The sequence below is a fragment of the Flavihumibacter sp. CACIAM 22H1 genome (assembly GCF_001601815.1).
Lineage (GTDB): Bacteria > Bacteroidota > Bacteroidia > Chitinophagales > Chitinophagaceae > Flavihumibacter.
In genome coordinates this window covers 46,066-58,624 of the sequence record NZ_LUKG01000020.1, presented here as the reverse complement: position 1 = coordinate 58,624, position 12,559 = coordinate 46,066, and the positions used below count along the sequence as shown (strand labels likewise).

The following is a 12,559-nucleotide window of genomic DNA, read 5'->3' as shown; positions in this document are numbered from 1 at the left end:
AATCAACCCGTTCAAGAATTTGAAATAAATCAGCCATGAAAGTGTTAGCGATTTCTTTTTTGCTCCTGTTAACCGGATTAAACTCCGATTCTGTGCTTGCCGGTGATAATGCGCCAGCCTTCCGGCATGCCTATCACCAAACCCTTGTCATGAAATTGTTTTTGGCTATTCCGGATGGCAAAGGAGGTAGTTTAGTTGGACAGGATTTTCAGGGAGCATTGGAAATAATTAAAGAAACGGATCAACTTACCCTGGGAGTGCCTAAAATTATATACCTCGTGGGTTGGCAATACAATGGGCACGATGATAAGTACCCGGCCTTTTTTGATGTAAATCCTGCGCTGAAAAGAAAAACGGATGCCACTGCCCTGGAAAGCCTGAAATGGCTGATGAAGGAGGCAGAGCAGTACCATACAACTGTAAGCCTTCATATAAACATGACGGATGCCTATGAAGACAGCCCCTTATGGGCAACCTATAAAAATGAAGGAATGCTGTCCAGGAATGCTGATGGCAGCCTGCTGGTCATAGGAAACTATAATAACCGCAAAGCGTACCAGATTAATTACCAGCGCGAATGGGAAAAAGGATATGCCCAAAAACGCGTGGATCAATTATTGGAAATGCTTCCTGAACTTAAAAAAGCAGGCACTGTTCACCTGGATGCATGGATAGCCAGGGAAAGTAAAGGACATCGGGAAACTATGATCCACGAAGCCTACTATCAACAACAGCTGGCGGACTACTGGCATTCCAAAGGAATTGATCCTACCAGCGAATGGGTTATGGATTATATGCTGGGTAAAATTCCGTATTACTGGCATTTTAACGGACGCACGCAGGAAGATTACCTTAAACAACCAGCTTCTCTATGTACCGGAAGCAGGATGAACCCCGATCTTAAAAACAGTGATTTCGGGCTCGAGTTCCTTTTTGGAACTAGTATGTACGGAGAAAATATTTTTCCCGACAGACGTAAACAAACTGATCAGTCTGATTGGCAAACTAGGTTTCAGAAAGAGTTTTTTCTGAATTACCTACAATATGATTTCCTGAACCGGCACCAACGTTTGTCGGTTGAAGGCGAGGCTTCTAAGCGGGTAGCAAGGTTTTCCGGCAATATTCAGGTTTCACTGGCGGATAGCACGGTAAAGCAAGAGGCACTTGTTTACCGGGAAAAGCAAACCGTCTTCTTCCCCATCGGCTGGAGAAAGGATAATAGTTTTGCTATTTATAGTACAAGCGATAAAAACTTTACAGGTAATATCCCGGACAGCTGGAAAAATGCCCGAAGTGTTCAATCCTGGGAGCTTACAAAAAACGGGCTGGTTCTGGCAGGGGTACATAAGTTCAGGAACAACCAGGTATCCATTCATCTGAAAGCAAATCAACCATTATTACTGGTACCTGATCAATTGGCCAACGAGGCCGTTTCTGATACCACCTATTTTAACTACGGCTTGGTTAAGAAAAAATTTCCTCACCCGGCGTATCACCAAACCCTTACCTTAAAGCTGTTTATGAGCCAGGCTTTATTTGATGGAAAATTCAAAAGAAGAGACAATGGCAAAACTGAAGTATACCTGAATGCCGTGCAGGCGCTGGAGCAGATCAAAAAAATAGATGCACTTACACTTGGCATGCCAAAAATTGTTTACCTGGTAGGCTGGCAATACAATGGCCATGATTCCAAATACCCGGCATGGTTTGAAGCTAACCTGGCTTTAAAAAGAAAGGAGGATAGTACGGCAATACAAAGTATCCGTTGGTTAATGAAGGAAGCGAGGGCGTATAATACAAGCGTTAGCTTACACATTAATATGTTTGACGCCTATGAAGACAGTCCGCTTTGGGATGCCTATGTAAAGAACAATATTATTGCGCGGAAAAAAGACGGCTCCTTATTGGGTGGCGAATGGGGCTACCCAATAAGTTATGCACAGGAATGGGCAACCGGATATGCGCAGAAAAGAATTGACAGTTTATGTGACTTGCTCCCCATTCGGGAAGCAGGCACCATACATATTGATGCTTTTCATACCTGGCCACCCATTCCATATATAAAGCCGGATGGTAGTTGGGGCGTTGACCTGGACAGAAAACCGACAAGTCCCTATCTTTCTTTTACGGTGCAGGACGAACAGGAAGCCCAACAGAAAATTTATGCTTATTGGGCCTCTAAAGGAATTGATGTCACCAGCGAAGGAGTTGATTTTCTGCGATCCGATGCTTTTGCTGAAGAGCAGTCGATGGCCTGGTGGTTCAACAATCGTTCTTATTACCTTAAATGGCCAGCATCAACGTATACGGGCGGAAGAGACAATAGTGAGTGGGGCCGGCTTTTTGGAACTAGTATGCATGGCGAGGAAATCCTGAAAAACGATCCCATTGGATTACGCGGGTTCAAAGAGCAATTCAGTACAGGAACAGCTATCTGGTATTTTTTGAACCAGCTCAACAGAAAATTTTTGGTAGAGTCCTCCCAAAAAAAAGAAGTGCATTATGCCGAAAATGTGGTGAGTAGCCTTCATAATAATGGTTTTCGATTAACCCAGGCTGGTGTATTGCTGGCAGAGGATAAGAATGTATTGATTCCGGCAGGCTGGATAAACTCTTCTTCCTTATTAGCCTATAGTGCCGACGGCTATGAACATAGAACCTGGAAACTTCCACCAGGTTATGAACGATTCCGGAAACTGGTATTGTATGAAGTTTCAGCAGCGGGAACCCGTAAAATAAAAGAAACTACTGTTCAGAAAGGCTCGATTTCACTTTCTTTAGTAAAAGATCAATTACTGCTTATTAAAATGTATTAAATGAAAAGAACATTTCATCTTTTGGTTGCAATTGTAGGGTGTTGCCTGTTTTTATTGCCCGGGGCTGTAAAGGCAAATAATCCGGTAGTGGTTAAGGCGGTGGATTTTGGGGTGCGACCCAATAGCTTTGAAAATGCCAGCGCTGCCATTCAGCGAGCCCTTGCTTATTGTAAAGATAAACCCGGGGCCCGATTGGAACTACCTGCAGGGCGGATTGATCTGTGGCCGGAATTTTCTTTTAAAAAAGAGCTGTACATAAGCAATGGAACTGAAAATGATACAGTTTCGAAACTTAAATCAATCGGTTTTTTATTGGAAGACTTCCGCAATTTTCAGCTCATCGGTGCTGAAACCCTGATTGTTTTACACGGTAAAATGGTATCCTTTGCCTTAATCAACTGCCAGGATATATTTATTGAAGGAATTCAGTTTGATTATGAACGCCCTACAATGTCTGAATTAATCATCCAATCAATAGGGGAAAAGCAGGTGCAGTTCCAGGTTCATCCAGCATCGCGTTATAAAATACAGGAAGGTAAACTTATATGGTATGGAGAAGGCTGGAGTGCAAAGAACCTTCATACCATTTTATTCAGGCCAGGGTCAGCATTGATGAAATACAGTAATTTTCGGCCAGTACAACTTGGTGAAGTACGTGAACTTTCATTTAATCAGTTAGAAGTAAAAGGCGATTTTTCAAAAACAGGCTGGCAGCAGGGCGACCACCTTACTATACGTGATCCTTACCGGGATAATGCTGGCGCTTTAATATGGAAATCAGTAAATACCCACCTGAAAAACATTTCCATGTTCTATATGCATGGGCTCGGAATTGTTTCCCAGTTTTCTGAAAATATAACCATGGAAAAAATAAGGGTGGCGCCTCCGGAAGGTTCCGGAAGAATCATTGCTTCTTTTGCGGATTGCTTTCATTTTTCCGGTTGTAAAGGAAAAATCCTGATTGACCAGTGTTATTTCTCCGGGGCGCATGATGATCCGATTAATGTACACGGCACACACCTTAAGGTAAAGGAGAAATTGAACGACCGTACTATACGTGTTGAGTTTATGCATCACCAGACCTATGGTTTTGATGCTTTTTTTCAGGGTGATACGGTTGGCTTTGTAAAAGCATCTACACTTGTTACGCAGGGTACCGGCAGAATAAAACGGGCCAGCAAGATAGACAAAAGAATTATGGAGCTCGAAATGGAAACTGCTATCCCGGCGGCAGTAGACCAGACCTTCGTGCTGGAAAACATCAGCTTTACACCGGAATTAACGATACAGAATTCTCATTTTGAACGCACCAATACACGGGGCATCCTCGTAACAACCCGAAAAAAAGTTCGTATTGAAAATAACCGCTTTGTTCGCACCGGTATGCATGCCATCCTCATTGCAGATGATGCCAGCAGCTGGTATGAATCTGGCCCGGTAGAAGATGTATTAATTCAGGGTAATCGTTTTGAGGAATGTGGCTATAACTCTGCGCCGGGGAATTATGTAATTTCTATAGCACCCGAAAATCATGAACTGATTCCCAACCACTATGTACACCGGAATATCCGTATTCGGAATAATACGTTTAAGGTGTACGAAGCACCTCTTGTTCAGGCTCGTTCAACTGCGGGCTTAGAATTTACCGGTAATACCATTGAACAATCCAGTCTTCTGCCGGGGAATGGCGAAAAACCTTCCCTGCTCCTAAGTTCCTGCCAGTTGGTGTCGGTTAACAATAATCAATTTAATGTGCCCTGGAAACCGGTACTGGAATTTTCTGCTATGTCTAAAAAATCGATCAGTGCGAAAGGAATCACCCTTATCGCTAAATAAGAAGCGTTTATGAAAAAATTAGTTTTGTTTGGAGCCATTGGCCTGTTTTTATTCGGTGGAATGGCCAAGGCACAGGTAGAAAAATACGCTGTTGCAACCACTCCCTGGGATGAACAACTGGGAAATCACAGGGCTGTTATTGAGGTAGATACTTTCTCAAAATTTGTTCAGCTTGTTATTAACTGGCGATTGCAGGATTCGGCCATTTCTCAAAAACGACTGCTTTTGCTCGATGAACAAGGGCGACAGATCAGGAGCCTTAAAACTGTATCAATAAATCGGGAGAAGGCCGTGCTGTTGTTTGAGCCGGCCAGTGGTAAGGGGCGTTATTACTGTTATTACCTGCCTTTTCAGGGTAAAAAAAATGTTGGCTGGTGGGAAGGGGCCTATCTTAAACCGGAAAACACGGCTACCGATGATTGGCTGGCATCGGTAGCAAACGCCGCCCTTAACTATCCTTCAGCCCGTGTTCTTCAGCTCGAGTCCAGAACAGCGTTTGATAGTTTTTATCCGATGGAAGTTTGTGCTAGTTCCACCGAAAGAAATAAGTTGTTTCAAGCTTACCCGGGGCAGGTTTTATTATTTCCGGAAGACCGTAAAAATCCTATTCGCATGACGGCAGATATACCTGCGGTTTGGATAGATAAAGGTCCGTCTAATACATTCAGCGGTGTTGCGCACAGGAATGAGTACTATGTTTTTCAGATTGGCCTCTTAGCGGCGGGCAACACGCTGTCGGAATTAACGGTAAGTTCCGATAATGCGGCGGCAACCTGTTTTAATACAGAAGGGGTGGATGCAAAAGGGAACTCATTTACCAAAAAACTAAAGGTTGAAAAGGGGAAGGTACAGGCCTTATGGATAGGTGTTGATATTCCGGAAAAGCCAGTTTCCAGGGAACTGCGTTTTACGGTACGTATACGGGCAAAGGAGATCCCGGAACAGCAGGTTAATATTAGTATTTCAATTGATGATACGATGCTGGTTGATCGGGGTGATAATGAACCCTGGCGGCACTCCCGTTTACGATGGTTGAATTCAAGGCTGGGCATAGATGATCGGGTTGTAGCGCCATATACTGCGCTTCGATTAAAAGGCAAACAGGTTTCGGGGAAAACCGCCACACTTACGCTCAATGAACTAGGCCTGCCAACACAACTTATGGCCGGAACTACGCCTTTACTGGCTGCTCCGATTGGATTTGAAGTAGTAAGTGCTACCGGTAATTCCGTTTTCTCTCCAGGTGGGTTTACAGTGAATAAGAAAACAGCGGGAAAGATAGAATGGCAGCAAACAGCGGGTAATGATAAAGCCCGCCTGGTAACCACCGGAAAAATGGAATTTGACGGAACCATTTCATACCAGCTTAGCCTGGAGGCTAAAGAAGACCTGGAAATAGAAGACGTTCGCCTAACCCTTCCCTTCCGGCAGGCAATTTCACGATATTTTATGGGGCTGGGACTTCCGGGTGGTGCCTGCCCTGACCAGTATAACTGGAAATGGAAGGGCCCGCAGGATGCGTTCTGGATAGGTGATGTGCATGCAGGCTTACATGTAGAGCTGCAGGGAGCTGCCTATACGGGTCCTTTATTGAATCTTTACAAGCCATCGCCCCCCGATAGCTGGTATAATCAAAATAAAGGAACTGTTTCAATTAAACGAGACGACCAACAGGTGAAAGCCGCTGTTTTAAGTGGAAAAAGAACCATCCGGGCAGGAGAAAAACTCGATTTTTCTTTTAAACTGCTGGTTACACCGGTTAAAAAATTAGATACCCGGGATCAGTTTGTGAACCGCTATTATCATAATGGAAATGTACCGGCACCTAAACTTACAGATCTTCAGTATGGAATCCGGCTTACTAATGTACATCATGCCAACCCTATTAATCCTTATATCAATTATCCGTTCATAGCGGTAGACAGTATGCGTAATTTTGTCAATTACTGGCATGCGAATGGACTCAAAGTAAAAATCTACTATACTATCCGGGAACTGACGAACCAGTTACCGGAATTATGGGCACTCAGAAGTTTAGGTACCGAGATATTTGCGGATGGAAATGGGGGTGGGTTTCCCTGGTTGAGAGAACACCTTAAATCAGGCTACAATGTTCAATGGTTTAATAAGATAAACGGCTACGAAGAATGTGATGCTTCTATTCTTACAAGCGGTGAATCACGCTGGTATAACTACTATATCGAAGGCTTGCGATGGCTGGTTAAAAACCTTGATATTGACGGTTTGTACCTGGATGATGTGGCTTTTGATCGTACCATGCTGCAACGTATGAGAAAAGTCATGGACGAAGTAAAACCGGGTTGTTTGATCGACCTGCATTCTAATACCGGCTTTTCAAAAGGACCAGCCACGCAATACACGGAGTATTTTCCCTATATCAATAAGATCTGGTTTGGAGAAAGTTTTATGTATGATCAGATGCCACCGGATAATTGGATGGTGGAGGTGAGTGGAATACCCTTTGGATTAATGGGAGATATGTTACATGGTGGAGGAAATCCATGGAAAGGCCCTTTATATGGGATGACGGTTCGCTATCCGTGGGGAACAGAAGGCGTAACCTGTGACCCCCGGGATATTTGGAAAGTATGGGATCAATTTGGTATTAAGGATGCCAGGATGGTAGGTTATTGGGAGAAAGACAACCCGGTTAAAGTGTCGTCTGACAACGTATTTTGCACTGTTTATAGTAATAAAGGCAAAGCCATGCTTTCTGTCGGCTCCTGGTCAGATAAAGAAGAATTGGTACAACTATCTATTGATTGGAAGAAATTAGGGATTAATGGCAGCAAGGCGGTTGTATACCAGCCTGCCATACCTTTTTTCCAGGAGGAAAAATACTTTAAACCCGCCGATCCAATTCCTGTACCAGCAGGAAAAGGTGTTTTATTATTGGTAGAATAGATGCCGGCCGGCAGGTACAATAACTTAATCAGAGACGTATGAAAACATGTTGTTCTTTATTGCTGCTAGGTTTACTTACTGTGTTTACTTCCTGTAAAACAAGCCATCTCAGTAAAATCAGGGTTCATGCATTGCCTGTTGAAGCCGAGCTGATTACAGTAGGAAATGCTGAAATGCTGGCCGGCCCTTCTGTGTTAATGGATACAGGTAAAATGGTATGGTGCGGCTCTGTAGTACGGATGGAAGACAGCATGTATTACATGTTTTATTCAACCTGGGCCTGTGGAAAAGACAGCCTGGGGTTTTATGATAGTTGGGTATTGGAATCGGAAATAGCAGTGGCCAGGTCCAGGTATCCGGATAAGGGATTTACACCTCTTAAAACTATTTTGCGGGGAAAAAGATATGCGGGTGATTCACTTGCCTGGGATGCACAGATGGTTCATAATCCACATATTCAAAAATTTAACGAGAAGTACTATTTATATTATGTAGGGTCTGCTGACCCTGGTCCGCAGGCCCCCGGCTCAACAGGCGCCCTGTTATCTAAAAGAGACAGGGTACAGCAGTTTCAGCAAATAGGGGTACTTGAATTTTCTTCTGTAAGCGAATTATTAGACGGTAAATTTATACGGCCTGCTCACCCGTTGCTTTCACCGTCAACAAGAGTCAAAGCAACGGCTATAATTGCTCCTTCGCCGGCGGGTACGCTTGCGGGAACAGATAATATAGTGGTAGTAAATCCATCCATTGTGTATAGACCCTCCGATAAAAAGTACCTGCTTTATTTTAAGGGGAATTGGTATGACCCAACCTGGCGGGGTGTACACGGTGTAGCTATCGGCGATTCTCCTGTGGGGCCTTTTAAGGTTCTGCCCGATATTATTTTCGATATCAGAATGGATGATGGAAAAATTGCCAGTGCAGAGGATCCGTTTGTATGGTATAGTACCAAAGAAGGCAGGTTTTTTGCCGTGTTAAAAGATTTCACGGGCAAAATTACAAAAGGCGATGCCTCGCTTGCCTTGTTGGAATCAGACGATGGAATTAATTGGCATCGTTCCTTTTACGCTGAATTTTTAAAGAAGGAACTTGTGTTGCAAAATGGAAGGGTGGTTAAACTCCATCACCTCGAGCGCCCCTTTCTTTTACTCGACAAACAGGGAATGCCCCTGGTATTTTATGGGGCTGCTACCATACATTCTCCCGCCGCTTATAAGCAAACAGGTACTTTTAATATTCAGCTTAGATTAGCGCGCGTACAATAAGTTCTTGCATTATTTTTGAATACCACCTTATATATTTAATTATGAACCGAAGAGATTTTTTGCAATCCGGCCTGGCACTAACAGCCGGTACAATGTTACCCTCCTTTGTTGCAGCACCTGGATTTTCAATCCAGTTTATGGCTACTGATTGGGGATTTAATGGAACCGCAGATGAGTTTTGTAGGGCGGCAAAAAAGGAGGGTTATGATGGGGTGGAAGTTTGGTGGCCACAGGATGCAGCGGCACAAGAAAAGCTTTTCGATGCATTGGATAAACACCAATTACAGGTAGGGTTTTTGTGTGGCGGATGGCAGGCCGATGCCCAGGAACATCTGCAAACATTTAAAAAGGCTATCCAGGCAGCCAGTTCAAATAGCCGGAAAAAGCCCTTGTATATAAATTGTCATTCGGGGCGCGATTATTTTAGTTTCGAAGAAAATCTTTCTTTTATCCGCTTCACAACGGAAACTACCAAACAAACCGGCATTCCGGTGTACCATGAAACGCACCGGGGTCGTATGTGTTATTCTGCACCCGTAACACGAAAATTTTTGGAAGCAGTTCCGGAAATGCGCCTAACACTGGATATATCGCATTGGTGTACAGTACACGAAAGCCTGCTGGCCGATCAGGCAGCAACGCTTAACCTGGCATTGGCCCGGGCAGAACATATTCATGCCCGTATCGGGCATCCCGAAGGCCCGCAGGTAAATGATCCGCGGGCCCCGGAATGGGAAAATACAGTAAAACAACATTTGTCCTGGTGGGATACTATAATCAACCGAAAAAAACAAAAGGGCGAGTCAATGACCGTACTCACTGAGTTTGGTCCGGCTGATTATATGCCTACACTCCCCTATACCCGGCAGCCATTAGCGAATCAGTGGGAAATCAATGTTTATATGATGCGCCTGCTAAAAGCCAGGTATCTTGGGGGGCATTAGCCGGGATTTATTTTCGTTTGGCTGTAAATGGTATTATTTCTGTGGTAGATAAAATGGCCGTTCCCTTCAGTTTTTCCTGGTCGGCCACCAGTTTAAATTTTACCGGCTCTCCCTGGATTTGCAACGTAAATGTTGCTGTATCCTTATTAATATCAATGGTTGTTGCGGTTAGCTTCTCTCCATTATTGAAGCTAAAGGCAGCTACTTTTTTACCCTCCAGTTTACTGAAGGTTATTGATCCGGCAGCATAACCCGGATCTGGCGAATCGGGTGCCGAAAAATACCAGGTTCCGCTAAAGGCGGCAGACTGCGCCTGACCCGAAAAACCGGTAAGGCATACCGTTACCACGGTCAGCAATAAAAGGCTTAGCATTCTTTTCATATACGTCTATTTAAATTTTAGTAAATGTAGAAGAAGCCTGTTCTGCCCAAAAATCATAGGGGTGAAATCACCATAGCAGGGGTGAAAAGCCAGCGTTTGCAGGAATCAGGGGCGATTTATTTCACCAAATGCGCTCAAATACCGGTTTGAAACAGGGATTACCTGGTCGGTTCCATGCAGAGAAAGCAGGCATTTCGATTTTTCATAACGCACGAAACGCACCCTTTCTTCGTTGACCATATAGGATCGATGACAACGTTTCAACGCCGAACCCGCTAAAAGCAGTTCCATGTTTTTGAGGGTATTACGTAATAAGTGTTTTGTTTCCTGACCCTTGTCTACACAATATACATACAGGTAGTTATCTGCAGCTTCGAGGTAGATAACCTGATCTGCACTGATAGAAAATTGTAGCTGATTCCTTTCATCCCTGAAACCGATCATGCCCTTGAAAAACTTTTCCTGATCAGCTACTATGGGTTCCTTTTCGACAATGGGCTGGTTCTTTTCTTTGAGCGTCAGGTTTCTAAACAGTAAAAAGCAAAGAGAATAAGGAAGGATGGTACTGAGCAAACTGTATTTAAAACTAATGGGAACCTCCTTCAGCAATTCGGTAAAGGGTAACCAATCACCTTCCTGGTAAAGAATAAAAACAACCGACATGATAAGTAGTTCTACAAAATACCTCAACAGGTAGGTTTTTAAGGCAAACTGCCGGATTTCAAGAAGTTGCAGTAAACAATGAGACAGCGTTAAAACGGCTCCCCCCAGTATGGCAAACCCAGAAAGGTGTAGAAGCTGCTCAAATGCGGCATCATTTCTCCAGGTATTGATGTTAAATGGAAGAAAGGTATTTAGAAAGAATAAGTTAAAAACGGTGGTAAAAACTATGAGGAAATACCAGAACTTTTTTTCTTCCGGTATACGAATACGTGCATTAAAAATAGCCGGTACCTGCATAACAGGCGTCAATTTAATGATCTTTGGCATATTCTGAAGGCAGCACACCAAATTGTTTCTGGAAATTTCTGCTGAACTGACTGGGGCTGGTATACCCTACTTTTTCGCTGATCTGGTGTATGCTTAACTGTCCCTCCAGTAATAAAGTGGCGGCTCTTTTTAGCCGAACCAGGTGAATGATTTCATTGGGCGTTAGGTTGGTTATTTCTTTCAGTTTCCTGTAGAGGGTGGGCCGGCTTACATTTATCAGCTTGGCCAGGTGATCCACATCAAATTCCGGGTTTTCAATACGCTCCTGTACCAGGTTATTAAGATGTTCAAGGAACTGTTCATCGGCTTTATCGTTGGCCATGGATTTAATATGGGCCAATGGGTTATTGGCATAAAAAGCCAGTACTTTAGTTCTGTTTACCAGTAAGCTATTGATCTGCAGGTACAGGTACTCCGGAGAAAATGGTTTTTCAATATAAACATCGGCTCCAAGTTCCAGGCCCTCAAGCTTATCCTGCAGGGTGTTTTTTGCAGTAAGTAATATTACCGGAATATGACTGAAATCTACACTGCTTTTAATGGTTCGGCAAAGTTCAAAACCGTCCATTTCAGGCATCATTACATCACTTACAATCAATTGAACTTCCAGTTCCTGCAATTTTTCAAGCGCTTCCTTACCAGTATGCGCTGTACTGATGGCAAAATGCTTTTGCAGAAAATGCCGGAGGTATTGAAGAATATCCTCATTATCATCTACCAGTAAAATGGTTGCTTTTGTCATGGGGTTGAAAATGAAGGTGTATGTGTTGGGGGTTGAAGGGGAAGTATCAATTGAAAACTGGTTAATTGTGCATCTGATCGGATTATCCGTAAACTGCCACCCATTAATTGGCTGCAGGATCGGGCAAGGGCTAGTCCAATTCCGCTACCCGTGCGCGATTTATCTTGCTGCAACCGTACAAAAGGGAGAAAAATCCGGTCCCACTGTTCGGGGGGGATGGCTTTCCCATCATTTTCGATCAGCAGTTCAACTTCTTTATCGTTCCTACGTTTACCGGATACTTTAATTAACCGATAGCTGTAGTTGATAGCATTGTTCAATAAATTGTCGACTGTTTTCTGAAGGGCGTCTTCATCGTTATAAATAAGCAGGTTGCCAAGTTGCAGTGATAGTTCAAAACGAATTCTTTTCTGATTGGCAAGAGGTAAAAATGCCTGGTAGCGGTCTTCTATGAAATCGGCTAATTTAATAGGTGTTTTTTGCAATTGCCAACCGGATGTTTCAATTTTTCTGAAATCAAGCAATTGATGGGTGAGTTCGAGTAACCGGGCCGTATTCTTATTCATCATCTGTAGCTCAAAGGAAATATCCGGGTAGTCATGTTCTTTTTTCAACACCTGTTCCATCGGTGCCTTGATAAGTGTAAGCGGTGATTT

General features: G+C 43.6%; 9 protein-coding genes. 5 read left to right on the top strand and 4 right to left on the bottom strand.

Features of this window, described 5'->3' with window-relative positions; translation table 11 throughout:
- Window positions 1-35 precede the first annotated feature (35 nt).
- Genes A1D16_RS07970 through A1D16_RS07950 form a run of 5 tightly spaced genes read left to right on the top strand, consistent with a single transcriptional unit; the run spans window position 36 to window position 9,789 of the window.
- Window positions 36-2,816, top strand: a complete 2,781-nt coding sequence (locus A1D16_RS07970; RefSeq protein WP_290708833.1) for an endo-alpha-N-acetylgalactosaminidase family protein — start codon at window positions 36-38, stop codon at window positions 2,814-2,816.
- Entirely contained in the window at window positions 2,817-4,652 is a 1,836-nt protein-coding gene (locus A1D16_RS07965) for a right-handed parallel beta-helix repeat-containing protein (RefSeq protein ID WP_290708832.1), read from the top strand.
- A gap of 9 nt (window positions 4,653-4,661) precedes the next feature.
- The gene (locus A1D16_RS07960) at window positions 4,662-7,577 is read left to right on the top strand and encodes a glycoside hydrolase domain-containing protein (RefSeq protein WP_290708831.1); all 2,916 of its coding nucleotides are present in this window, start codon (window positions 4,662-4,664) and stop codon (window positions 7,575-7,577) included.
- Window positions 7,578-7,615: 38 nt separating this feature from the next.
- On the top strand, window positions 7,616-8,845 hold the full coding sequence (locus A1D16_RS07955) for a glycoside hydrolase family protein (RefSeq protein ID WP_290708830.1): 1,230 nt from the start codon (window positions 7,616-7,618) through the stop codon (window positions 8,843-8,845).
- 41 nt (window positions 8,846-8,886) lie between these two features.
- Complete coding sequence (locus A1D16_RS07950) at window positions 8,887-9,789, top strand: TIM barrel protein (protein ID WP_290708829.1); 903 nt, start codon at window positions 8,887-8,889, stop codon at window positions 9,787-9,789.
- Window positions 9,790-9,796: 7 nt separating this feature from the next.
- On the opposite strand, the gene A1D16_RS07945 is transcribed toward A1D16_RS07950, so the two are convergent.
- From A1D16_RS07945 to A1D16_RS07930, 4 genes are all read right to left on the bottom strand, one after another.
- The gene (locus A1D16_RS07945) at window positions 9,797-10,171 is read right to left on the bottom strand and encodes a hypothetical protein (protein WP_290708828.1); all 375 of its coding nucleotides are present in this window, start codon (window positions 10,169-10,171) and stop codon (window positions 9,797-9,799) included.
- Between the two features lie 105 nt (window positions 10,172-10,276).
- The gene (locus tag A1D16_RS07940) at window positions 10,277-11,161 is read right to left on the bottom strand and encodes a LytTR family DNA-binding domain-containing protein (RefSeq protein WP_290708827.1); all 885 of its coding nucleotides are present in this window, start codon (window positions 11,159-11,161) and stop codon (window positions 10,277-10,279) included.
- Complete coding sequence (locus A1D16_RS07935; protein WP_290708826.1) at window positions 11,145-11,903, bottom strand: response regulator; 759 nt, start codon at window positions 11,901-11,903, stop codon at window positions 11,145-11,147. The genes A1D16_RS07940 and A1D16_RS07935 overlap by 17 nt, the downstream gene beginning before the upstream one ends.
- A partial coding sequence (locus A1D16_RS07930) for a HAMP domain-containing sensor histidine kinase (RefSeq protein ID WP_290708825.1) occupies window positions 11,900-12,559 on the bottom strand: 660 nt, incomplete at its 5' end. The genes A1D16_RS07935 and A1D16_RS07930, both read right to left, overlap by 4 nt.

Coding starts and splice junctions, on each gene's coding strand:
- A1D16_RS07940 (WP_290708827.1), bottom strand. CDS start 11,161: ATGCCAAAGATCATTAAATTGACGCCTGTTATGCAGGTACCGGCTATT.
- A1D16_RS07970 (WP_290708833.1), top strand. CDS start 36: ATGAAAGTGTTAGCGATTTCTTTTTTGCTCCTGTTAACCGGATTAAAC.
- A1D16_RS07945 (WP_290708828.1), bottom strand. CDS start 10,171: ATGAAAAGAATGCTAAGCCTTTTATTGCTGACCGTGGTAACGGTATGC.
- A1D16_RS07960 (WP_290708831.1), top strand. CDS start 4,662: ATGAAAAAATTAGTTTTGTTTGGAGCCATTGGCCTGTTTTTATTCGGT.
- A1D16_RS07955 (WP_290708830.1), top strand. CDS start 7,616: ATGAAAACATGTTGTTCTTTATTGCTGCTAGGTTTACTTACTGTGTTT.
- A1D16_RS07965 (WP_290708832.1), top strand. CDS start 2,817: ATGAAAAGAACATTTCATCTTTTGGTTGCAATTGTAGGGTGTTGCCTG.
- A1D16_RS07935 (WP_290708826.1), bottom strand. CDS start 11,903: ATGACAAAAGCAACCATTTTACTGGTAGATGATAATGAGGATATTCTT.
- A1D16_RS07950 (WP_290708829.1), top strand. CDS start 8,887: ATGAACCGAAGAGATTTTTTGCAATCCGGCCTGGCACTAACAGCCGGT.